This is a genomic window from Halobacillus sp. HZG1, from assembly GCF_035818575.1.
In the GTDB taxonomy this organism is placed as follows: Bacteria; Bacillota; Bacilli; order Bacillales; family Halobacillaceae; genus Halobacillus; species Halobacillus litoralis.
This window is the reverse complement of record NZ_JAYLVQ010000084.1, coordinates 26,803-47,388: the sequence shown is the minus strand read 5'-3', so window position 1 is coordinate 47,388 and position 20,586 is coordinate 26,803. Positions and strand designations below refer to the sequence as shown.

29 protein-coding genes are annotated in these 20,586 nt (G+C 44.1%); 3 read left to right on the top strand and 26 right to left on the bottom strand.

Going from position 1 to position 20,586, the window contains the following annotated elements; translation table 11 throughout:
* Nucleotides 1–167 precede the first annotated feature (167 nt).
* The 15 genes from VKA52_RS18230 to VKA52_RS18160 form a co-directional block, all read right to left on the bottom strand.
* On the bottom strand, nt 168–518 hold the full coding sequence (locus VKA52_RS18230) for a cupin domain-containing protein (RefSeq protein WP_326316734.1): 351 nt from the start codon (nt 516–518) through the stop codon (nt 168–170).
* A 42-nt stretch (nt 519–560) separates the two neighbouring features.
* Nucleotides 561–824 carry a hypothetical protein gene (locus VKA52_RS18225; RefSeq protein WP_326316733.1) on the bottom strand — a complete coding sequence of 88 codons (264 nt, stop codon included), beginning with the start codon at nt 822–824 and terminating at the stop codon, nt 561–563.
* Nucleotides 825–847: 23 nt separating this feature from the next.
* Complete coding sequence (locus VKA52_RS18220; protein WP_326316732.1) at nt 848–1,024, bottom strand: hypothetical protein; 177 nt, start codon at nt 1,022–1,024, stop codon at nt 848–850.
* A gap of 14 nt (nt 1,025–1,038) precedes the next feature.
* A complete protein-coding gene (locus tag VKA52_RS18215) occupies nt 1,039–1,794 on the bottom strand; it encodes an AAA family ATPase (protein ID WP_326316731.1) in 756 nt (251 codons plus the stop codon).
* A gap of 69 nt (nt 1,795–1,863) precedes the next feature.
* Nucleotides 1,864–2,061: a PspC domain-containing protein gene (locus VKA52_RS18210; protein WP_326316730.1), complete on the bottom strand. Its 198-nt coding sequence runs from the start codon at nt 2,059–2,061 to the stop codon at nt 1,864–1,866.
* 21 nt (nt 2,062–2,082) lie between these two features.
* Complete coding sequence (locus VKA52_RS18205) at nt 2,083–2,355, bottom strand: hypothetical protein (protein WP_326316729.1); 273 nt, start codon at nt 2,353–2,355, stop codon at nt 2,083–2,085.
* Between the two features lie 35 nt (nt 2,356–2,390).
* Nucleotides 2,391–2,639: a hypothetical protein gene (locus VKA52_RS18200; protein WP_160912232.1), complete on the bottom strand. Its 249-nt coding sequence runs from the start codon at nt 2,637–2,639 to the stop codon at nt 2,391–2,393.
* Nucleotides 2,596–4,176, bottom strand: coding sequence for a PH domain-containing protein (locus VKA52_RS18195; protein ID WP_326316728.1), 1,581 nt, complete (start codon nt 4,174–4,176; stop codon nt 2,596–2,598). Before VKA52_RS18195 ends, VKA52_RS18200 begins: the two co-directional genes overlap by 44 nt.
* A complete protein-coding gene (locus VKA52_RS18190) occupies nt 4,173–4,667 on the bottom strand; it encodes a PH domain-containing protein (RefSeq protein ID WP_326316727.1) in 495 nt (164 codons plus the stop codon). Before VKA52_RS18190 ends, VKA52_RS18195 begins: the two co-directional genes overlap by 4 nt.
* Nucleotides 4,668–4,873: 206 nt before the next feature.
* Nucleotides 4,874–5,536 carry a response regulator transcription factor gene (locus VKA52_RS18185; protein WP_326316726.1) on the bottom strand — a complete coding sequence of 221 codons (663 nt, stop codon included), beginning with the start codon at nt 5,534–5,536 and terminating at the stop codon, nt 4,874–4,876.
* Complete coding sequence (locus tag VKA52_RS18180) at nt 5,526–7,046, bottom strand: GAF domain-containing sensor histidine kinase (RefSeq protein ID WP_326316725.1); 1,521 nt, start codon at nt 7,044–7,046, stop codon at nt 5,526–5,528. The genes VKA52_RS18185 and VKA52_RS18180 overlap by 11 nt, the downstream gene beginning before the upstream one ends.
* A gap of 113 nt (nt 7,047–7,159) precedes the next feature.
* Nucleotides 7,160–7,678 carry an NADPH-dependent FMN reductase gene (locus VKA52_RS18175; RefSeq protein ID WP_326316724.1) on the bottom strand — a complete coding sequence of 173 codons (519 nt, stop codon included), beginning with the start codon at nt 7,676–7,678 and terminating at the stop codon, nt 7,160–7,162.
* Nucleotides 7,679–7,781: 103 nt separating this feature from the next.
* Nucleotides 7,782–8,270: a hypothetical protein gene (locus VKA52_RS18170; protein WP_326316723.1), complete on the bottom strand. Its 489-nt coding sequence runs from the start codon at nt 8,268–8,270 to the stop codon at nt 7,782–7,784.
* A gap of 69 nt (nt 8,271–8,339) precedes the next feature.
* Entirely contained in the window at nt 8,340–9,050 is a 711-nt protein-coding gene (locus VKA52_RS18165; protein WP_160912218.1) for a hypothetical protein, read from the bottom strand.
* 120 nt (nt 9,051–9,170) lie between these two features.
* Nucleotides 9,171–9,692 (bottom strand): GNAT family N-acetyltransferase, encoded by a 522-nt coding sequence (locus tag VKA52_RS18160; RefSeq protein WP_326316722.1) that lies wholly within the window; start codon nt 9,690–9,692, stop codon nt 9,171–9,173.
* Nucleotides 9,693–9,888: 196 nt separating this feature from the next.
* Here VKA52_RS18160 and VKA52_RS18155 point away from each other — a divergent pair, with 196 nt between their 5' ends.
* Nucleotides 9,889–10,713, top strand: coding sequence for a hypothetical protein (locus tag VKA52_RS18155; protein ID WP_326316721.1), 825 nt, complete (start codon nt 9,889–9,891; stop codon nt 10,711–10,713).
* 99 nt (nt 10,714–10,812) lie between these two features.
* Here the strand turns inward: VKA52_RS18155 and VKA52_RS18150 are convergent, their stop codons facing one another.
* The 9 genes from VKA52_RS18150 to VKA52_RS18110 all read right to left on the bottom strand — a co-directional run bounded on the left by VKA52_RS18150 (nt 10,813) and on the right by VKA52_RS18110 (nt 17,470).
* A complete protein-coding gene (locus VKA52_RS18150) occupies nt 10,813–11,070 on the bottom strand; it encodes a hypothetical protein (RefSeq protein WP_326316720.1) in 258 nt (85 codons plus the stop codon).
* A gap of 78 nt (nt 11,071–11,148) precedes the next feature.
* Complete coding sequence (locus VKA52_RS18145) at nt 11,149–11,301, bottom strand: hypothetical protein (protein ID WP_326316719.1); 153 nt, start codon at nt 11,299–11,301, stop codon at nt 11,149–11,151.
* A 77-nt stretch (nt 11,302–11,378) separates the two neighbouring features.
* A complete protein-coding gene (locus VKA52_RS18140) occupies nt 11,379–11,552 on the bottom strand; it encodes a PspC domain-containing protein (RefSeq protein ID WP_326316718.1) in 174 nt (57 codons plus the stop codon).
* 70 nt (nt 11,553–11,622) lie between these two features.
* The gene (locus tag VKA52_RS18135; protein ID WP_326316717.1) at nt 11,623–11,964 is read right to left on the bottom strand and encodes a VOC family protein; all 342 of its coding nucleotides are present in this window, start codon (nt 11,962–11,964) and stop codon (nt 11,623–11,625) included.
* Nucleotides 11,965–11,978: 14 nt separating this feature from the next.
* Nucleotides 11,979–12,185: a hypothetical protein gene (locus tag VKA52_RS18130; RefSeq protein WP_326316716.1), complete on the bottom strand. Its 207-nt coding sequence runs from the start codon at nt 12,183–12,185 to the stop codon at nt 11,979–11,981.
* Between the two features lie 107 nt (nt 12,186–12,292).
* Nucleotides 12,293–12,634 carry a hypothetical protein gene (locus tag VKA52_RS18125; RefSeq protein WP_326316715.1) on the bottom strand — a complete coding sequence of 114 codons (342 nt, stop codon included), beginning with the start codon at nt 12,632–12,634 and terminating at the stop codon, nt 12,293–12,295.
* 124 nt (nt 12,635–12,758) lie between these two features.
* Entirely contained in the window at nt 12,759–12,914 is a 156-nt protein-coding gene (locus VKA52_RS18120) for a hypothetical protein (protein ID WP_326316714.1), read from the bottom strand.
* A gap of 15 nt (nt 12,915–12,929) precedes the next feature.
* The gene (locus VKA52_RS18115) at nt 12,930–16,352 is read right to left on the bottom strand and encodes a hypothetical protein (RefSeq protein ID WP_326316713.1); all 3,423 of its coding nucleotides are present in this window, start codon (nt 16,350–16,352) and stop codon (nt 12,930–12,932) included.
* A gap of 230 nt (nt 16,353–16,582) precedes the next feature.
* Complete coding sequence (locus VKA52_RS18110; protein WP_160912201.1) at nt 16,583–17,470, bottom strand: TIGR01777 family oxidoreductase; 888 nt, start codon at nt 17,468–17,470, stop codon at nt 16,583–16,585.
* Nucleotides 17,471–17,675: 205 nt separating this feature from the next.
* Here VKA52_RS18110 and VKA52_RS18105 point away from each other — a divergent pair, with 205 nt between their 5' ends.
* Both VKA52_RS18105 and VKA52_RS18100 read left to right on the top strand, forming a co-directional pair.
* Complete coding sequence (locus VKA52_RS18105; protein ID WP_160912199.1) at nt 17,676–18,134, top strand: LytTR family DNA-binding domain-containing protein; 459 nt, start codon at nt 17,676–17,678, stop codon at nt 18,132–18,134.
* Nucleotides 18,131–18,544, top strand: a complete 414-nt coding sequence (locus VKA52_RS18100) for a DUF3021 domain-containing protein (RefSeq protein WP_326316712.1) — start codon at nt 18,131–18,133, stop codon at nt 18,542–18,544. Before VKA52_RS18105 ends, VKA52_RS18100 begins: the two co-directional genes overlap by 4 nt.
* A gap of 47 nt (nt 18,545–18,591) precedes the next feature.
* Here the strand turns inward: VKA52_RS18100 and VKA52_RS18095 are convergent, their stop codons facing one another.
* Both VKA52_RS18095 and VKA52_RS18090 read right to left on the bottom strand, forming a co-directional pair.
* On the bottom strand, nt 18,592–19,245 hold the full coding sequence (locus VKA52_RS18095; protein WP_326316711.1) for a lysozyme family protein: 654 nt from the start codon (nt 19,243–19,245) through the stop codon (nt 18,592–18,594).
* 150 nt (nt 19,246–19,395) lie between these two features.
* Nucleotides 19,396–20,574 (bottom strand): type III PLP-dependent enzyme, encoded by a 1,179-nt coding sequence (locus tag VKA52_RS18090; protein WP_326316710.1) that lies wholly within the window; start codon nt 20,572–20,574, stop codon nt 19,396–19,398.
* Between the last annotated feature and the right edge of the window lie 12 nt (nt 20,575–20,586).

Here is a 20,586-nt window from a genome sequence, read left to right as displayed (position 1 = left end):
CGGCACCGAGACCGATAAAAAGCCTCCAATCAATCTCTCTGCCCTCCCATAAGCTTATAAGGAAGATCCCTGCAAGAACACCTACCAACCAGCCAATCCAGGACTTAAAAAACCTTTGAATAAGATCACCCCTATGTAGGTCCAGATGTTATGGTCCACTTCATGTTTTAGAACGGTTTTAAAGCAGAAACGTCCAACTCTTCACTTTCAATGACAATGGCGATCATTCCTGTGTCTGTTTTCGTTTCATGCCATTCGTTTTTCCCCCAATAAACGGCGTCCCCAGTTTTCACAGGCGTAAACTTTTCCGCTTCGCCTCTGACTACCCCTTCTCCTTCAACCACCAGCAAAAGCTGTGGAACGACAGCCTGGTGGTAACCGATCACTCCATGTTCATCTAAATGCATGCAGCCGATATGCGCGTCTTTTTGCGTCCTGGTTATGCGTCTCATGATGAAATCCGATTGGAACTTTGTAATCTTTTTACCGGTTTCTTTTTTAAATGAGTAAACCTCCATTTTTTCCTCCTTGTCAAACTCAATAAATAAGCTTGATTATAATCATGAAGCCGGTTCTGAAGGGAGAGCCATATATCTCGTAAAATATGCACCTAACATAAGAAGGGAGAGCGTAATCATCCAACTGAGGATACCCAGCCCATCCCACCAGTAGGCAGCAAGGTTTATTAAAGCAATGGCGTAAAAGCAGATGGATGTCAAAGCTGTTTTCCACCCCTTCACGCCTGTCTTCCTTCGCTTATGTACCAAAAAGGTTATCGATGCAAAGAGTGATAGAAGCATAAAGCTTGAGATAAGTATTTTCACCACATTCACCCCCTTCTTCTTTCTTAAAAATTATCCATGTATGCCATAAACTGAACGGAAAATCCGACGAGAAGCAGGATCCCTACAAGAAGACACCCGATATGGATTACTCGCTGCATGAATGTTTCTTCTTTCACTTTTTTTATCGTCACGAGCGGAAGCAAAGTCAATAGAACGCCAAACAGCAAAGCTAAATCCATCAATCATTCCCCTTTCATTGAAATAAATGATGCAGCAACCGTTCTCTGTCGTCAAAAAACTGCTTCATTATCGTGTGGTGGTTGGTCTCTTCAAGTGAGGTCTCGCCCATTCCAGTCTCGGTTAACTCCATGATTTTTGCCTCAGGATAGGCCATCAACAAAGGAGAATGGGTGGAGATAATAAACTGGGAGCCTTCAAGAACAAGATCATGAATCCTTCGCAGCATCGACAATTGACGTAAAGGAGACAGGGCAGCTTCGGGCTCATCCAGTATGTATAACCCTCCGCCTTGAAAACGCTCAGTGAACGCTGCAAAAAAAGATTCGCCATGAGACTGCTCATGCAGAGATTTGCCTCCGAACGAATCGATGATTTTCCTTCCGCCTATTTCTCTGTCCAGCTCTTCAATGTTCGTGGCGACATTATAAAAACTCTCCGCTCGGAAAAAGAAGGAATCCTTTGGACGATGCACCCCTTTGGCGAGACGAAGGTATTCATCCAGGTTGGAGTGAGAGTCATAGTTTGAAAAATTGAATTTGAGCGTCCCGCCCTCCGGATTAAAACCGAGCGCAATCGCCATTCCTTCCAGCAATGTCGATTTCCCCATCCCGTTTTCACCGATAATATAGGTAACATGGGGATGTAACTGCAATTTTTCAAAATTACGAATGACGGGTAGATTGAGCGGGAAATCCTTATAGGATTGTATCTTTTCACGTTTTAGATCAATGGAACGAATATACTGGGTTTGTTTGTTTAACTTCGTCATTTAGCACCTCTATTAACAAGGATGAGAATCTGCCTATTGGAAACACTCTGAAATGAGCGCCCCCGCCTGCTATTTCCTTACCTCCCGATCCGTCGGCATGACTATGGCAGCCACAATATAAATCAGCCACGTCAAACCACCTGTGAAAAATCCGGATATGACCACGATAATCCTCAAAATGCTTGCATCAATGTTAAACGTTTCACTCAGACCACCAAGAACTCCAGACAGTTGGCTGTCATCTGTGGAGCGATACAATTTTTTCATACCTATTCCCTCCATATTTAATTATTCAAAGATCCATTCAAAAAATGTAACCACATAATAAAGACTGTAGAAAAGCAGCACCTGCATTCCTAAAGATATAAGCAGTACCACTACCGCACGCTTCACCGTCGGTTGTTTCAACTGCATGAAATAACCGGCGCCCCAGATGACATAGACCAAGAAGATCGCCATATTTTCACCTATATACGGATCTTCCTGTTCCACGAAGTGAAGTCCAAAATAAAGAAGAAATCCCCAAGCTAACAAGAGCACGAATAAAACAAGGTTCGTCATATGAATCACCTGACGAATAGTGTCCACTCCTTTCTTTAAGAGCTGCTGATTCCCATCGAAAGAAGTAGAAAGAACATTACGATCAGCACCCCGCCGTTCAATACGGACCCAGCTGTACCTGCGATAACTTTCTTAGAGAGAATTGCACAGGCAATACCTACGAGGGAAAGAGAGCTTCCAACAATCACCACCATGGGCAGATTGACGTCCGGTCCCCGCACCAAGAGAAACATAATTAAATTAATGATAACCATCCCCAAGGACACCCAGGCCCATTTGTTCATGGTTTTCCTCCCCTTCCGTTACAAGATGAACTTCTTCTTTCCTTCCTGTGTACCATTGATAGGCTTCGCCTGCAAACTGTGCCGGCACATCCTCCATTGAAGTAAACCGGACAGGGTTCGCCTGATTGACGATATTTAACGATGCAAGGCCCACCTTTTTTTGTATAAACGTTTGCGAAGCTTCCATTTCAATAATTCTGCTTCTTTTAGATAAATAGAGGCTTGTCGTAAATCCACCTGAACGAAACTGAATGTATTGGCCATGGATTGCGTAGCTGGAATGGTAATAACTCAAAACACGAGAAATCATAATCAGGATAAGCAGTACGATGGAAAAGATCCACCAGGCTTGAGATATCCCAAATGGTTCTGGTTTGACGAAAAAAATAATGACTGTCGAAACCAACCATAGCCAGCTCGGTTTCAGCATTCTTATCCAAACCGCCTGCTTTGGCAGGCGGTTCATGCGTGAGGATATACGATAATCAGGGAGCAGTTCCTCAATTAAGGAGGACGCCCGACTTACAGGAAGGTATGGGTAAAGCGCGGTCACTTCCGTTTCCTCTCCCCTTCCTCCCGCAGTCACGAACTTCACCATAGCAAGGCCAAGGATTCGTTTCATCAATGATTGCTCAACGAGAACCGCCTGTACTTTGCCTTTGGAAATCGATACATATTTCTCTTCAACCATTCCCTTCGTAATATTAATCGTGTCCTTGTCAGAAGCAATTTCATATTTCCCGTATTTTAAAATCGTACTTCCTATACCAAATACAGCAGAAAGGATCACGAACAGGAGAATAGTCGTGACAAGTACCGTCGTCGATTCAAATAGAAAAGAAAGAAAACCATCCACCTGCTTCTCAAAATGGAAATCATCTAATTTGGACAAGAATGAACCAATCACTGGGGTGAGGGCCAAAAAACTGAGAGAGGCAAACGAAGCCTTAAGAAGTTCCCTTTTCTTAGGAGTGAAATGAATCCTTTTATGGGAATCTATTGGATTGCACTCACTCTCAGCCCCCTTCTTCCGCTCTTTCAGTATAGGAACTTCAACCTCTTCTGATGTTTCTTTTTGCTGTTTTAATTCTGAAGGCATCTTCCCTTGCACCCTCTGCTCGATTTTCGCTGCCTCTTCCTTTTTTAAAACAGGGAAGCGGATCGAACTCTCTCCTCCCTGCATGCTCGTTTCAAGCGTTAGGGAAGTCATACCGAAAACCCGGTGAAACCATTTCGATTCCTTTTGTACATTTTGAATTTTAGAATAAGGAACCGTCTTCTGCGTGGTTGTAAACAACCGGCTTGCCATATGTACAGCTTTGTCATCTAATTGATAGGTACGAGAATACCATTTGAAAGGAAGGTAAAGCACCGTTAACATGAATAAAACAACGACACCATAACGCCCGTATACAAAAAACCACGTTTCAGAACCTGCTTTTACCACAAAGAAAAAGATGAACAAAAACAGGCTGTTTTTAATTAATTTTCCTAACTCATAAACCATCATCATTGGATGATTTCGCTTTCTGTTCATCTTTCCACCTCTTCCACTTTGGCATAAACCGCGACTCGATCCCTTAATTCAAAGGCTTTCTGTTTAGGAAGGGCAGGGATTTCATGATCAGATCCTACCGTGTTTACTTTGAGAGAGTAAAGATTGTACTTTTTGAGTAACGGCCCCTGATGAGTTGAAACCGACTGTATTTTAGTCATCGGAATGATGTGATGCTGTTCATGAAGAGCGCCCGATTTCAATTGTAAATATTCTTCGTTCACGTCATACCGCCAATTTTTATATAACAATGATACTCTAAAGAACGACCAGATGGTTGACACAACGGACAGGACAGTGAGAGCGATAAGGATCCATACAACCCAGTCATACCAGGACAAATAATGGTCAGCGACGAACAGAGCTCCAAGGATCACGAACCCAATCAGATTCCCTATGGTTTCACTAATGATCCATACTTTCATACTGTCCTTCGATAATTGTTGTTTGGGAGCTTCCATCAACGCCTGCATCTCCATCTCTCCTCATAAGCTTATCGTGTAGGAAGAAGTCATTTCTTCCACTATCCTATACGACTGTGAATCCAAACGGTTTCATAAATACTTCCAAAAAAATAAAGAAACAACCTCCTTTCCTCCTGCGCCTGAATTCGAAGTCTCAGATAATTTAAGAATATGAAAAAAAGCCTCTGCCCTGAGGGAGGAGACTTCTAATCAAACTAATTTTCTATTGAACGGTCAGCAAATAGGTTTTCTTTCATAGCATAAATCGCCGCCTGTGTACGATCATGGACCTGCAGCTTGCTTAATAGATTACTCACATGCGTCTTAACCGTTTTTTCTGTGATGTACAAATCGCTCGCAATTTCTTTGTTGCTTTTCCCAAGCGTGATTTGATATAACACATCTTTCTCCCTGGTCGTGAGCTTGAAATGGACACCAGGTTCCTTCTTATTCGCCCCATTACTCATTTGCTCCAAAAGGAGGTTCGTCGCTTTCGGATGGAGCAGTTTCTCCCCTTTGGAGGCGGCTCTGATTGTTTTTACAAGTTCATCAGGATCGACATCTTTCAGTTGGTATCCGACAGCCCCGGCCTGGAGCGCAGGAATGACATGATCCTGATCAGAATAACTTGTCAGAACGACCACTTTCACCTCCGGATGAGCTTCACGCAACTTTTTCGTCGCTTCCACACCATCCAACACCGGCATCATCAAATCCATCAGCACGACATCAGGGTTCCATTTTTCATACGCGTGCAGTGCTTTTTCCCCGTTTTCCACTTCTCCGATGACCTCGATATCCTCCTGTGTATTCAGAAAAAACTTCAACCCTCTTAAAACTACAAGATGATCATCGACCAGCATCACTCTAATCTTCATGCTCACCCCTCCTCTCCTTTCTGTGCGGTAAAAAGACCTCGACCGTCGTTCCCGCCCCCGGTTCGCTTCTCACAGAAAGTTCTCCAGCTAATAATTCCGCCCGTTCTTTCATGCTAATTAATCCGAGCGTATGCCTATTTTCGCCCGCTTCTACCAGAAAACCATCCCCATGGTCCGTCACAGTCATGCCCGCTCCTTCTTTTGTATCAAAAAGTCGGACGGTCACCTCTCTCGTATTTGCGTGTTTCCCAACATTGTTCATCGCTTCCTGTCCGATTCGCCACAGCGTTTCTTCTGCCTGACGTGACCAGTCGGGGAGACGTTCCATATCAAACTGGACACAGAGACCAAGATGCTCTCCATATTTTTTCATGGCAGAAAGCAGTCCCTCTTCCAGTCCTACCGGGCGGAGCTGCCAAATCAATGAACGCATCTCTTTTAAGGACTGCTGGGACATGGACAGCATGTCATCCATCAATTCCCCTAGAGAGGAATCATACTTTGATACCATTTCCTTCGCACCTTTTGCCGTCAACGATAAGGAAAAAAGTTTCTGATTTACAGAGTCGTGCAAATCGCGCGCGAGCCTTTTCCGCTCTTCATGAAGCAGCAGTTCCTGCCGTTTTTCTTTAAGAGCGATGCTCTCATAAACGAGGGTCAAATGGCGTGCCAGGGCCCTCAGAAATTCCCCATCCCCAGGCTGAAACGAGGTACCTTCCGGTGGTGTAATCCAAACGCCCCCCTGCACAACCTTCTCTCTTGCGATTGGAATGACAGCAAGGGAATCGTCGACCCTGACTTCTTCTAATAACCCAGAAGCCGGATTTTTGCCCATTTGATTTTTTATGTAACAATCGACAGAAGACCAACCAAATATCTTTTTTCCTTCCTTCTCCAATATATCTTGCAAATCATAAAAATCATCCGCAGACCATAAAAACCCGGCAAACTGATTCAATTTTTCAAAACTCTCGGCACGTCTCTGCTCCTCTTGATACAAGCGCGTCCTGCGGATTGCTGTCCCGATCTGAAAGCCGAGGGATTGAAGCATGGTCAATTCTTCCTGCGAAAACTTTTCTTTCCGAGGGGAAGCCACGTTCAACAAACCGAAAGATTCTTCTCCATCCCCTAGAGGAATCGTAGCGTGGTGGGTAATCCCATTCGTATCTCCCCAGGCATTCTCGATCGCTTTGTTCAGCCGTTTGCATTCGATGATGTTGACTGGATGCGTCAGCGTTCCATTGCGGTAACGGCTTAAACAGTGACAACCTCCGCTGCACATCGGCTCGTACTCCCCCCAAGCTAAAGCTGGAGGAAGTCCATGATGAGCAGCGAGTACATATTCTTCCGGACTATCGATGAGGAAAACCCAGCCCGTATCAAGCTTTGTCAGTTCGAGCAACTTTTCCAGCACCGTCTGAAGCATCACCGTCATGTCATTACACCGGTTCAGCGTTTCAGCGATCACTTTCATAATGTTCAATTCTTCCACCCGTTCATATCCACTCATTTAGGCACCCCCTTCTGCTTAGTCGTGTCTAAACCTCTATTAAGTTTGTTGAATTACATAAAATCCAGCCCATATTCTTAAGTTGCTATGTCGAGTGCTCAAATAAGCCCCATTCAACTGCTTTTCACGTCCATAAAGCGTTGCCCTATCGATTCCGCCAGCAATAGATCAAGTTTTTCTTCCATTTCCGACTTCAATCGGTTTCCTTCAAAGTGTTCCGGATCAAAAATCAACTGCTCTGGAGCTACAGTTGCGTAAAGTCCACGGCCGACGGTACGCATTTGATTCAATGCATTGATGCCGCCTTTCCCGCCTCCTGAAACAGCAAACAGCAGTGTCGGTTTCCCTTTAAAATGCCCCCCACTCAAATACTCCAGTGCATTTTTTAACGCACCGCTCATACCATTATGATATTCCGGTGACACCCAAATAAAACGGTCCGCTTCTGAGACAACCCTTCGCAGCCACTGGACAGAAGGGTTATTTCCCTGAGACTCTTCCCCATTGAATAATGGAAGATCAAGCATACTTAAGTCGACCAACGTGCCCCCCAATTTATGCTGTAAAATCTGAGCGACAATTTTTGTCTGCCCATTCTTCCTCGGTGTTCCACTAAAAATCACGATACTCATTTTGATAACCTCCTTACTTCTAGGTTATGGGAAAAGGCATCGTTTTGAATCCGAGGATGGTACGAACATCATCTACACCATTGGACCGAAAACATACGTTCGTTTATAAGGGAAGAAAATCATCCGGTTGAACGGACTGGCCCGGGGGGAGGGGTTGGACATCCCCGCCTTCTCCTGGCGGAAGAGGTAGACTGTTCACAGACCGATAAAAGAGATCGAAGAAGTGTAATCTGGACATGAATACCGTTTCTTCTTCTGAAATCAAATAGACGTTCTCCCGCTCGTCTCCATAATAGATGTGGATCATCTCTTCATCTCCAAAATCCAAGGTTCCCAGTTTTTCTGATTTTGTCCATCTTCCTTTTACAGGAGCGGCTTTGTTTATCCCTTCAGTGATTCTCATGATTCCATCCACAGATTCAATCTGTATCCTTCGCTTCATCTCCGTATCATAAAGAACGAGGGTAGATGGAACCTGTGTGACGTCAACGTTTTTCGACCGCTCAACCGCCTTTTCCTCTTTGACGAAAACAGCATCCACGGGCATCGCACCAAACAGCACCAGTACCATGACGAAGGCTAACCTCTTCATCCACTCACCCTTCCTGGAGTTTTATACAAAAAACACTTGAACCTTCACCGATTCAAGCGTCTCTCGCTGCTATTTTTTAAATATGGACATAATCTTACCAAGTGTCCCGCGTGAATGTTTGACGGAATGTTCCAACCGTTCATTGAACTCACTTTGGGAGCGCCACTCTTTTTTCTGTTCTTCACGCATCTCACGTATTTCTTTTTGAAGATACTCCGACTTCTCCTGCTCTTCACGCAGCAATTCTTCATACTGCTCTTTCTGCTGCTGCATCATCTTGTCCATTTTCGTATGCGTCTTCTGTGAAAAATTCCCGACTCCGGAGCTGATGACATGGTGGTCCTGTTTCAAGCGGGAAACGGTCGTTTTCAATTCAGCCATATCATTTTTCAACTGAACGTTCATTTCTCTTGAGGCGGCAAGCTCACTGGCAAGGAAACGAAACATTTCTTTCATCTGATCGGAATCCTCAAGGCCTGTCCCGTCGTATGTATCGGAAAGCGCGAGTTCGCGAGACTCATAGCCTGCGAGAAGCTCCCGCTGTTCTTCTACAATTTCTTTGATTTTATCTTCTTTCGGCAATTCAGAATCGCGGATTGTTTTAAGAGCCTCGACATCTGACCTCACAAAAATCCTCCGGTCGCCGTCTTTGAAAAATTCGTACCCGTTCTGTTCAAGTAGCTGCCCATACCGTCTGACCGTCGTTGTGGCGATCCCGACTTCTTCAGCTACTTCCTTCGTAGAGAAAGCGCGTTCGTTCGGTTGTATATCGTGGCGCATATCGGGCCTCCTTTTCTACCTATAGATTAAATACTTACTTCTATTATAAAAGTTTTTCGACTTTCTGCCCATCCACATTCGGTTTTATTTTTCACCATGAAGTTCCGCGCTTGTTTACCATCACAAAAACTTCTCCATGCGGATGTCCGCCCATTTGCTTCCGTTCCAATATGTAAAATCCGGGATTCTTGCAATCTCTTTATACCCAAGGTTTCTGTACAGCTTCTGTGCCTTTTTATTGAATTCGAATACCCCGAGCTCTACCCTGCCTAACCCTTCCGCTTTGATACGATCCTCCAAATAACGGATGGCCTCATATCCAATTCCTTTTCCCCGACCGGCTGCCTCCCCGATGGTGATTCCAATCCAGGCTGTATCTTTACCTTTCCTATGTAAATGACTAGGATTGACCATGTAATTCATTTCTCCAACAAGTTCACCATCCATATAGATAAGGAAAATTTCATGGTTTTTCAAGCGCTGTTTCAAACTTTCCTTTGTTACTTCATATCTTTTCTCCAGTGCCTGCTGATCCGGATTTGGACGGACCATCGGAATAAGTTCGGTATCATTTTCCCATCGATGATAGGCTGATGCGATTTGTATCGTTGGCTCTGTCAGTTTTTCAAATGTAACCACCATGACTGCCTCCCCTTTCCCTACATAACCTGAATGATTTCCTCCGCCAAATTTCCCATGCTATAGTTTTCGGAATCTTTTCTTTATATATGGGAGTCTCTAATGATTCGTTGTTCTTCTATTAAAACATATTCTCTCCCTTACACGCATAGATTCATTGGTTTACAATGAATGAAGATGAAACACAAGGAGGTCGAATGTGAAAAAAGCAGCACTCACGATTCTCATGCTTCTAACCGTTCTCACCGGCTGCATGAATGAATCCTCAAACAATGAAGAGACCAAAGAAAAAAATAAAACTTACACTGCAGATAACGTCTACCAATGGCTCAATGAATCAAACCTTCTGGACGGTGAGAAGGAACCATTATCTGAAAGTGTCCAGGAACACGAGCAATTCGTGAACGGCTATTCCATAGGAGATATCGACATTATTGAATATGAAACGGCTGAAGGCACAAAACACCTCAAAGATCACCCAATCGCCCTTACTCATGAGAACATTGTCCTCATGTTCCTCGGACAGATGTCACAAAAAGACAGCTTCCGTGAGGTTTTAGAAGCGAGAAAGCCCCTTGATGGACTCTATAGAGGCTACTATAACTCTGCAGCACAACAGTCTTTTGTCCGACAATTTCGCGATGAGGAATTCAATGGACTCAAAGAGACGTTGGACCAATTTTATAAGCTGGATGATTCGTTGAAGTCTGACACGTTTACAAGATTCATGTATCAAAAAGAGGTGACATGGAAAGGCACGCTTGTCCAAACGTTCCCTGATTTTCTCGTCCTTTATGGAGGAGACTCCTACAATGGAGAAAATTGGATGAATATTGAGGCGGACAGCAAAGAAATGCTGCCTTACATCGTTGTCGTCAAAACTCAGAACATCGAGGGGCAATCGTTGGATTTAAACATTAAAAGAGGAGATTCCATTATTGTCAAAGGACGCATCAACAAACAAGGGTCTTTAGAGAAGAAGACTCATTGGGGGATAGAAAAGGGAATGATTATTGAACAATAAGTCGTGCAGAAATCTTTATTCTAAGAGGAGTCGATGATTTCCTAAAACGTGGATGTTGGGGATTGTGATGACTTTAGCTCAACACGCTCTCCAACATACTCATGGAACAGGAACAGGAATAAATTCAAACAGATACGCAAAAAACAAGGCAATGGCTACTAAAGAAACGGCCAGCTTCCGTTTCTTGTATTCTATAAACGCAAATGCTGCAATTCCTAACATCGTTAGTCCATAAAAAACAAGATCGAACCATCGCTCTTCTATGAAGAACGTTTTCACCGTATACAAAAGCCAGTAAAAAAGCACCGCATAAAGATACCAGTTGGTATGTTTAGACTCTCTTTGATTATCTTCCATCTATCATTCTCCTTCAAAAAACATGGGGGTTACTTTCAGCGGTTTTCTTTTTCGGCTTCCTGTTACCTATAGTCCTGACTAGGATTCATCCGTGTACTTTCGGAAGCGTGGTTTACTGAAGTAAGCACCTGTAAGTAGGAATAAAAGGGACGCAACCATACCTGTCGCCGCCTGATTCATCAATAGAGCAACCGGAATAGTGATGGATGCTAATAGAAAAAAGATTTTCATGATTCTTTATCCTCCTTCCCTCGGAGCTGATCTCGTATGCTGAGGCAAAGATGGATCGTGTGAAGGCGAACCTGTTATTACAGAGACGGATGATCGCTCGGCAGTGTATTGGCAAGAAGGATGTAAAGGAAAAGAGAAACCGGAAATGTAAGGACAAACAAAAGACGAACGGCCATAGGAAAAAGCCCCAAATGATAAGCAATCCCTGCACAGACCCCATGCAGCGATGAATTTGTCACCGATCTTTTCATTTTTCACTCCCCCTTTCAGCCTTGAATCATCCTGTAAATTCACATTTCATTAGAAGAAAAACTTATAAGTCTATGAATAGCAACAAACCTGGAGACGATTGCCATCCAAATCGTAAAAATCGAAATAATAATTATCTGCGTCTGTGTGCTTGTCGCCAACGTCTACCTTTTTCTCTTTTAATTGTTCATAAGTCTCATCAATATTCCTCGAGTAAAAAATCGGATAGCTCCGACTTGGTGACTCCACGTTTGCTTCTTCAATCGTCAAGGGTACCGGATGATTGCCGATGGAAAGCACGCGGTATCCTTCCCCTTTAAAAGAAATGGTAAATCCCAGCTTTTCCTCATACCATGAACCCGCTCTCTCAGCATCTTTTACGGTCAGACACATCGTATCGATTTTTTCAATCAAACCGAACCTTCTCCCTACTCATATATTTTTCTCGCATGGGCCTTTTGCTGCGACTTCCACGTCCGAATCATATGGGGAACCCCGACACTCAAACTGACCAGTAAACTCCACATCACGTAACGCCAATCCCCTGTAATTAAAGCGACCACAACAAAAAAGGCGAGCTGCCCTACAAGGGCAAACCATGAAGCAATCCAGGCAAACGTCAGGTTTTCTTTCATCCCATTCCCACTCTCCTATGGTAAATGATTCCTTTTACTCATCGTATCATAAAATCCGCCAGACAGAACAAAAAAGCCACTGAAACTTTTCAGTGACTTTTCTGCTGTTACCACCAGTATGAGTATGGATAATAATACGGCCACCATCTGCGGATCCCCCAAAACGGAAAGCCGAACAGCCCGAACGGTCCAAAGAATGGGAAGAAAAGCCGGCTGTCCTCCTGGTTTACATCTCGGTTTTGTCCTTGTTGTCCTTGCTGTACTTGCTGGCCTGTTGGCATAATCAAATTCATTTGATTATGATCATAGCTGTGTAGCAGCCCTGTATGTGTCTGCCCATCCGCCATTTCGATCTGAACCATTTGATAAAGGTTTTGCCTGCAAAAGTCATGGATGTTTTTAGACTGGTTTCCACTTCCCTGCATCTGCGGGTTACCTGTATTGTTCATGACATCACCCTCCTTTGACTCTTCACATTTTATGCAAAGCGCCCAGGAAGGTGATAGAAAAATAAGGAGGCTCTATTCGAACATTACAAACGAATAGCAGCGTTGATCAGCGTATAACTCCCCCTTACAGAAAAAGATTTCTCAAGTACAACACTCCATAGATGGCTCCACCCAAAAGCCCAATCATTAATCCAACCATGATAAATCCGTAGGTGAATCCTTTGAGCATGGAGAGGATATCAAGGGCCATGTTTTTTATTGTGCGTAAAATAAAATTCATGTGACGACTCCTTCACTACTGCCATTTCTTAAATGCTTTCCAAAGTTTCTTCCACTTCTGTTCTACAGTCTTCTCTGATTCTGAGCGTTGTTTCTGCCATTCATTATAGCTCGCGATTCCGATCAGAACGAGTCCTGCAATCAATAGATAGACCCACCAAGGAAGATTCCCCCAATACGGACGTGTCTGGTAAATAATATTGAAAATGAGGACACCCATCCCGACAAGGAAGTACGATTTGATCCGGAGCTGCATGCCGGCAATCATTGAAACAAGTGACAAGCCTCCGATGATCCAGGCATCCCAGATCGTGTGACTCTGTATGGCATCAAGCACAAGGTAGCCTGAGATTAAAAGCAAGGCAGCCAACTGAACATAGGACATCACCTCTGGAGACTCAGACCATAGTTTTTTTCTGACAAACACAAGAACCATCAACACCGGGAGGGTCTGAATCTCTGCCATGAATAAATCAGGGATGAATTCATTGTAGGCGGCAATGATCATCAAGTATCCCCCATAGATACTGACTGTGGCACCTGTATAAAAGACATTCTGAAGGAATTTTTCGGAACATTTCCTTCCGCCAAGGTAGAACCATAAGCTAAGAAGTCCTAGAGGGAGAATTCTTATCCAGACACTCTCATCCCACAAAGTATATAAATTCAAATAACCGATATACAAAAGTGCTGTCCACGTATAGGCATCAGCGCGGAGCCCAGGTCCGAACAGTCTTTTTTGCAGAAGCATCCCTGCTGCAAGAAGAACCAGTGTACCTAAAGCCAGGAGAAGGATCACGTCCATATCGGTCCAAAACACCCGCAGCTTTTCCCATAATCCGAAGGTCAAGAGCAATGGAACAAAGCGAACGATCGACCAAGACCTCTGATGCAGGAAGAAGAGGATGAAAATGGTGTAGCCAATCACCAGCAGCCATTCTCCCTCCACCTCTAGAGAAACGTCGGTAATCACGACGAACAGACCTAAAATGGAAAAGGGAATGATGTACCATTCTATACGTTTTTTCCACTCAGGAGATACGAAAAACCAGAGGACTGCATACAAGACACTGCTGGTCAAAAACGCATACTCATAAGGAATCTCATCCCATCCGAGTTCCTTCGGAAGGGTGACAACGAGAAAATACCCAGTCGTCAGTGCAGCGTACAACATCGTTTTAATTCCTGATTCTCTTCCTGCTTTCAAAGCGCTGAAGATATACACCGCTAAAGGGATCATTAACAGAATCGGGTGAACATTCTCTGGTCCCAGCTGATCCAGTAAAATGAGAAGGACAATGAACGGCTGAACGATCTGTCCCAGCATATAGAAATGTGGGCGCATCCCTTTTGTTTTCTTTTCTCCCCATTCACCAACGGCAATCAAGATCACTGGTGCGAAAACCATAAACACCAGGACGTTGGAAAATGAATCGATACGCAGTGGGTCAATCAATGATGTGTAAAAGGCGAGTAACGTGACCGATACGAAACTCCAATAGTATGTCTTTTTTGAATAGCGGACAAGCAGGTACATCATTCCGATGCCTGCAAGTAACAAGAGGGGCCGGACAAGATTCGGGTCCACTCCGTCATCTGCAAGCAGGAGCAGCATGGCCGCCACGTAGGTTCCCTCAGCGACATAAAACGTCGACCAAGCAAAATCGTTTTCCTCTGTCTTTTTCCAAACATAATGAAGGCCAAGTAAAAGGATACCTGTCAATGCGATATGGAATGAAATGGAATATCCTTCACTGTAGGCAGGCACCCATTCGAGTAACTTTTGATAAAAAATGGCGGAAGCAGCCACCAATCCAGATGGAAGCACCCAGACAGCCGTACGAGTCATATCAGCATGCGGGGAGCTCTTTTTCACAAAATAAGCAAGCAGACTGAAAATGAGCAGCATGACCGCACTATAGCCGTACTGCAGCTCATAGAGGGCGAAGTATAAACACCCCGTCAGGACGAATAAAGACGTATAAAAACTGCTATCCTTCACCGCGTGCAGCCACTTGATTTTCGTCCAGATTCCCACATATAAAAACAGGAGAGAAGCGGCTGTAAATAGGAAAAAGAACAAAGGTCCCGTCTGACTCAAATCCCACAGCTGAGCTGCAGATACAAAAAAGAATACAGCAGCTAAATACGTAAAAATCACATGGTTCGTAACATTCGATAAGACAAGATAGTTGATCATGATGACCACATAGGCGAGAAGCAGGAGCCATGAGCTGGTCTGCTCCTTGATCAAGATGCTTTCATAAGTAATATAGATGAAAGCCAAAAGTGACACGATTCCACTTATGAAACGGAATACCCTTTCAATGAATCTGTGATTTTTAAATGCGTACGCGAACCCAAGGTAGAGCAGTCCGACACCCGCATATACAAGGGAGTCGATGGCATACAACGGCGTATTCTCGACAAGCTGGTAGACGGCATACACGAGCATCACAGAAAAGACAAACTGATATTCTTTCGTTTTATAAACAAAAACCATCGCCATATAGACACTGGCGGTTAATAACAGGTTGAAACTGTAAAACACTTCGTTTTCATAGAAAAACAGCATCAACAAGGTTGAGATCACGAGATTCAATTGGGCGAAAATCGGCACCTCCCTGAGGAATAACTGGAGGTGATTTCTATTTTTCAATTGAATATAGGTGACAAGCAAACCGGCATTATACAACATCAACCCAAGATAAAAAGCATCCAGCGATAACGGGAGTGCTCCAAGCATAAAACCTACCGAAAGCGATAGAAACAAGAGCGAAATCCATACATAAAAACGCGAATGATGGACAAACGCATGCCTCACGTATAAAGGGAGCGGAATCGCCGTCCCCATTAAACCGAGCAAGTACCTTCCTTCGCCATTCAAGGATAAATAGGTACCGAAAAGCTCAAAATAACCGATAGCTACAATCACGATGGGAATGAGCAGACTTCCAAGTGTTAAAAATGCGAAAGCCGTCTGTTTAATCTTCAAGAAACGGCCGGTTCCATAGCTTAATGCGAAGAAAAACAGCGATACGCAGGAGATTGAAACGACCTTTGTAGCCGCTCCCAGCTGATCCCACTGACTCGTCGCAACGATCAAACCTGTAATAAGCAGGATGGAAACACCTAAGATCAACGTCCAGGTGATGTTCCGTTCGCGGATTTGTTCCGATGAGCGTTCTTTTTTCTTTTTGACAGGTTTGGGTTCCGGTGCTGGTTTCGGCTTTTTCTTCTGGGCTGGAGCTGCATCTAGTTGATCCTCTTGTTTAATGAACGACTGCTTTCTATCTATAGATTCATAGTCTGCCAGATAAGCGCCCTGCGCCTGCAGCAGTTTCTTGTATTCTTGATCTGTTATGTACCCATTTTCCTTCAGATGATTCAATTGCTCTCTGAATACCCTCTGTTTCTCTTCCTTCGTTAAGGCGGCCATTTCTTTCCCCTCCCAACTACTCCTTTTGTGTAATTTTACACCTAACAAACATTTCTTGCAACATTTTCCATTAAACTTAATTCAATAAAAGAAGCCAATCAAAAAAAGAAGGCTGCTCATTACAAGAGCAACCACTGACTTCTTTCGACACATATATTCACAGCTACACTTCCATTTTATGTAACTTTATTGTAACATATTTAAAATATTCTCCCAGGACTTTTGATCGTTTATTTCCTTAAGATTTCTTCCAATGTAGATTCAAGAGTTGGATATTGGAACGTGAAACCTGATTCCTCTAATCTCGCAGGTATCACCCATCTGCTCTTCAATACGAGCTCCGATTCCGTCCGTATAAGGGCTGAACCTATCTCAAGCATCCATTTAGGTGCTGGTAAACCGAAAGACCGGTTCGACCTTTCCCGGAGCAGACGCATGAGTTCTTCATTGGAGACAGGGTTTGGTGCGGCGCAATTGAATACACCCTCTAACTGTTTGTTATCTTCTATAAACAAACACACCCGATGCAGGTCTTCCACATGAATCCAGCTAAACATTTGCTTTCCGGAACCTTGGGGCCCGCCAAGTCCGAACTTCACTAAATTTTCGTATGGGGTCATCACTCCTCCATGCTTTCCTAAGACAATGGCTGTTCGAAGGGCTACTTTTCTCGTTCCGGGTGTGGGTAAGGCGAAGAAATTGTCTTCCCAATTCGTAGCCACATTCACCGAAAAGCCGGTTCCGATCTCTCCATCTTCCTCCGTCATCGGTTTGTCATCCGCATGCCGATAAATGGTGGCCGTACTTGAGTTCAGCCAAACTTCCGGGGGAACAGAACATTTCTGGACAGCTTCCCCAAGGATATTCGTCGTCACCACTCTGGAAATCATAATTTCATTTTTATTATTTGTGTTATATCGGCAATTGACGGATTTTCCGGCAAGGTTTATAAGCAGGTCTGCCCCTTCAAGTGCCTCTACAATCCCTTTTTGATCCTGCCATTGAATGTTCCCATTGCCTCTCGAGATGACATGGACTTCATAGCCGAGATCCTCGAATCTTTTTTGAAAATACTCTCCTATAAAACCAGTTCCTCCAGCTAGAATTACTTTTTTCACGGCGCAAAACTCCCTTTTATACTTAAACTCATCTTAAGACCATTCTACGGAATTCATCTATACTTGTACAATTTTCCATCACAGGTGACTCCGCCGATCACACCACTCACCTTCCCCCTTCTGCCACATACCTTTCTTTTCATGACAGAAATCACATGCACATCTATACTATCAATAGAAAGACAGACGGGAGGTTAAAGGGTTAATGAAATTAATCGTAGATATCAATGACACGTACGAAGAAACAAAAGTGACCGTAGAGTGTAAAAAAGTGGATCCATCCGTTAGAAAAATACTCGATGTTTTGGAGGAAGAAAAACATGATTTAGTAATTGGTTATAAAGAAGACCGGCAGCACCTTCTTAAACCGCGGGACGTGGAGTATTTCTACACAGAAAAAGAAACCGTCTACGCCTCTCACACAAAAGGAAAGTACAGAATAAGAGAAAAGCTTTATGAGCTGCACGAATCTCTACCATCCGACCAGTTTATCCGCCTATCGAAATCAACCATTGCCAACCTATACAAAATCAGTCATTTTGAGCCTTCCTTTCACGGAACGCTGGTCGTTCATTTTCAGTCAGGCAACAAAGAATTTGCATCGAGGCATTATGTAAAAGAAATCAAAAACATCTTAAAAATGAACAGGAGGAAAGAAAAATGAGAACGTTTTTATTTAGAAGCATGATCGGCATCTTCTTCGGGGCATTTCTTGCGATTATGATGACTTATGCTGTCATTTGGTTCGGGGATGTGGAAACACTCGCTGCAGAAGGGTTCATTCGAAACTCGCTCGGGAGCATGTTCTGCGGCTGGTTCTTCTCCGTCACGCCTTTATATTTTGAAATCACAACGCTCAAACTGTGGCAGCAAACGCTCTTACATTTCTTCACGGTCTCTCTGCTTTATTTCATCATCAGCTTCGGCATCGGATGGATTTCATTTCAAATGACCACAGCTATGATCTCCATCCTTGCGTTCTTGATCATCTATCTCTTAATCTGGATCGGATTCTATCTATATTTCAGGTCCGAATCCAGGAAATTGAATGAAGAACTGAATCATATCGAATAAAAAAGCGCCTCGAACCTATCAAAGGTTCGAGGCGTTTTTTTACGGAATCAGGAAGAGGTCGCAAGCAGGTCGCCATCTTCTTCATAGTGGTCAAGCACAGCATCTACGTAATAAATATCTCCATAACAGGCGTCGTATTGTTCCGCTTCCTCTCGGATGCAGCTGTATTTGCCTGTATGTTTTAATTCCTCGTATTTCTTAGATGAAAATTCAATGGCCAGTTCCTGCGTATATTCGCCACCATTCTTTTTTACAAAATCAATGAACCCTGCACCAAAATTGTACGACTGCAGAGCAAGTTTCACATCTCCGTCAGCGCGTTCCAATGTTTTCGCGAAATAGGCCACTCCCTGCTCGATGGACGTTTCAGGATCTTCAATACAGCCTACTTCCCCGCAATGAGATTCAGATGCCTGCATCGGGTCGTCCCCCCGTCCACCAGACTCCTGCGTCATCAAAGCCAGCAGGATATCCTTGTATTCCCTGATGCCTTCCTGCTCCGCATACGTTGCCATTTCATCTTCATACTGCAGCACCTGCTGTGGCAGATCCGGCTCCTTTTCCTCTTCCGTCGTCCAGCTGCTCATGATTCCATCTCCAAGCTGACTTTTCATCGTGAAAAATACGAGTCCGAGCAGAAAGAGAGGGAGAAGAAAGGCTCCCAACGAGCGTCCTGTGTTTCTATGACTCTTCTTATTCATCCTTCTCCCCCTCCCTTCGACTAGATTCTATTTATATCTTACCATTTCCTGATAGAATTAACTTTCCATAAGCATTCCATAGAGCCGATTGCGGCAAAAGCTTTCCCATTCTTTTTTTGAAAATCAAAAAACCGCCACGAAATGTGACGGCTATTTCTTTTCATCCAAATAGATAAATTCCGGTTTGGGATGACTTAAAAATTCATGATGCGAAATCGTCCACGCATACGCACCAGCATAATCAAAAATCACAACATCACCTGCTCTTAGTTCCTCCACATGTTCACTTCTCACTAGAACATCATTAGGCGTACATAGCTCTCCGGCAATCGTCACTTCTGCCTCTTTCACCCCCGGCCTTTCATAAGGAGCCTCCCATTCTTTAACCGGATGAATGCGGAAGGGGTGATTCATTTTCCAGGCAGCAGGCAGCCGGAGATGATGCGATCCCCCACGAATGAGGGCAAAATGCTGATCATGGTTAGCTTTTACATCGATGACTTCGGTTACGTACGAACCAGCCGCCGACGTCATGAACCTTCCTAGTTCCAGCACTAATGCAAGCCCGTCCATTCGGGGTTCCAATTTATGAAGTCCTGTGGCGAACGTGTCCCAATCAAAAGGTTCTTCCGGGTTCCAATAATTGATGCCGATGCCTCCACCAATATCGACCGTACGGATGCTCAACCCAAAACGTGTCCTCCAACTCTTCGCTTTTTCCAAGCACATAGCAACAAATTGCACATGGGCCTGAGCTTTCAGATTGTTGGACATGGCATGGAAATGGAACCCGTCAATACTCACATGATTCATCTCCAGCGCTTTTTGAATGATCAGCGGCACCTCACGTTCATCCACACCAAATTGAGTCGGGACGCCGGACATCATATGATGACTTTCCGGAACATCACGACTCAAATTGACACGAATCAGTATCGGAGTGATGACACCTTTTTGGTTGGATAACCATTCGATACGGTTCAAATCATGGAAACTTTCAACGTTAATGGCTTCCACTCCTGCATCAATCGCTTCCTCTATCTCCTCCTGTTTTTTTGCGGGAGCGCCGAAGAGCATAGGTTTTTGATGGGGCACCTTCTGCAGCTCGCCTCCTGAAGCGACTTCAAATCCGTCGACCATCGTAGCGAGAGTTCCGAGAATACGCGGATCCGGATTCGCTTTTACTGCATAAAAAAGCCGGCAAAAAGCCGGAAGACTGTTTTTCAATGTTTCCACATGCTTCCGTAACTGACCTAAATCATAAACATAGGCACATACGGGGCCGTCTTGTTTACGCTTTTTATTTTCTATATATTGTTCAATTCTCATCACTGCATCCTC

What these genes read in the sequence shown, in the direction of transcription:
- VKA52_RS18195 (WP_326316728.1), bottom strand. Translation starts at nt 4,176, where the DNA reads ATGAACAGAAAGCGAAATCATCCAATGATGATGGTTTATGAGTTAGGA.
- VKA52_RS18105 (WP_160912199.1), top strand. Translation starts at nt 17,676, where the DNA reads ATGAAATTAATCGTAGATATCAATGACACGTACGAAGAAACAAAAGTG.
- VKA52_RS18220 (WP_326316732.1), bottom strand. Translation starts at nt 1,024, where the DNA reads ATGGATTTAGCTTTGCTGTTTGGCGTTCTATTGACTTTGCTTCCGCTC.
- VKA52_RS18160 (WP_326316722.1), bottom strand. Translation starts at nt 9,692, where the DNA reads ATGGTGGTTACATTTGAAAAACTGACAGAGCCAACGATACAAATCGCA.
- VKA52_RS18090 (WP_326316710.1), bottom strand. Translation starts at nt 20,574, where the DNA reads ATGAGAATTGAACAATATATAGAAAATAAAAAGCGTAAACAAGACGGC.
- VKA52_RS18215 (WP_326316731.1), bottom strand. Translation starts at nt 1,794, where the DNA reads ATGACGAAGTTAAACAAACAAACCCAGTATATTCGTTCCATTGATCTA.
- VKA52_RS18095 (WP_326316711.1), bottom strand. Translation starts at nt 19,245, where the DNA reads ATGAATAAGAAGAGTCATAGAAACACAGGACGCTCGTTGGGAGCCTTT.
- VKA52_RS18210 (WP_326316730.1), bottom strand. Translation starts at nt 2,061, where the DNA reads ATGAAAAAATTGTATCGCTCCACAGATGACAGCCAACTGTCTGGAGTT.
- VKA52_RS18185 (WP_326316726.1), bottom strand. Translation starts at nt 5,536, where the DNA reads ATGAAGATTAGAGTGATGCTGGTCGATGATCATCTTGTAGTTTTAAGA.
- VKA52_RS18130 (WP_326316716.1), bottom strand. Translation starts at nt 12,185, where the DNA reads ATGAAAGAAAACCTGACGTTTGCCTGGATTGCTTCATGGTTTGCCCTT.
- VKA52_RS18100 (WP_326316712.1), top strand. Translation starts at nt 18,131, where the DNA reads ATGAGAACGTTTTTATTTAGAAGCATGATCGGCATCTTCTTCGGGGCA.
- VKA52_RS18125 (WP_326316715.1), bottom strand. Translation starts at nt 12,634, where the DNA reads ATGAACAATACAGGTAACCCGCAGATGCAGGGAAGTGGAAACCAGTCT.
- VKA52_RS18115 (WP_326316713.1), bottom strand. Translation starts at nt 16,352, where the DNA reads ATGGCCGCCTTAACGAAGGAAGAGAAACAGAGGGTATTCAGAGAGCAA.
- VKA52_RS18140 (WP_326316718.1), bottom strand. Translation starts at nt 11,552, where the DNA reads ATGAAAAGATCGGTGACAAATTCATCGCTGCATGGGGTCTGTGCAGGG.
- VKA52_RS18190 (WP_326316727.1), bottom strand. Translation starts at nt 4,667, where the DNA reads ATGCAGGCGTTGATGGAAGCTCCCAAACAACAATTATCGAAGGACAGT.
- VKA52_RS18175 (WP_326316724.1), bottom strand. Translation starts at nt 7,678, where the DNA reads ATGAGTATCGTGATTTTTAGTGGAACACCGAGGAAGAATGGGCAGACA.
- VKA52_RS18180 (WP_326316725.1), bottom strand. Translation starts at nt 7,046, where the DNA reads ATGAGTGGATATGAACGGGTGGAAGAATTGAACATTATGAAAGTGATC.
- VKA52_RS18120 (WP_326316714.1), bottom strand. Translation starts at nt 12,914, where the DNA reads ATGAATTTTATTTTACGCACAATAAAAAACATGGCCCTTGATATCCTC.
- VKA52_RS18205 (WP_326316729.1), bottom strand. Translation starts at nt 2,355, where the DNA reads ATGACGAACCTTGTTTTATTCGTGCTCTTGTTAGCTTGGGGATTTCTT.
- VKA52_RS18145 (WP_326316719.1), bottom strand. Translation starts at nt 11,301, where the DNA reads ATGAAAATCTTTTTTCTATTAGCATCCATCACTATTCCGGTTGCTCTA.
- VKA52_RS18165 (WP_160912218.1), bottom strand. Translation starts at nt 9,050, where the DNA reads ATGCGCCACGATATACAACCGAACGAACGCGCTTTCTCTACGAAGGAA.
- VKA52_RS18150 (WP_326316720.1), bottom strand. Translation starts at nt 11,070, where the DNA reads ATGGAAGATAATCAAAGAGAGTCTAAACATACCAACTGGTATCTTTAT.
- VKA52_RS18170 (WP_326316723.1), bottom strand. Translation starts at nt 8,270, where the DNA reads ATGAAGAGGTTAGCCTTCGTCATGGTACTGGTGCTGTTTGGTGCGATG.
- VKA52_RS18200 (WP_160912232.1), bottom strand. Translation starts at nt 2,639, where the DNA reads ATGAACAAATGGGCCTGGGTGTCCTTGGGGATGGTTATCATTAATTTA.
- VKA52_RS18230 (WP_326316734.1), bottom strand. Translation starts at nt 518, where the DNA reads ATGGAGGTTTACTCATTTAAAAAAGAAACCGGTAAAAAGATTACAAAG.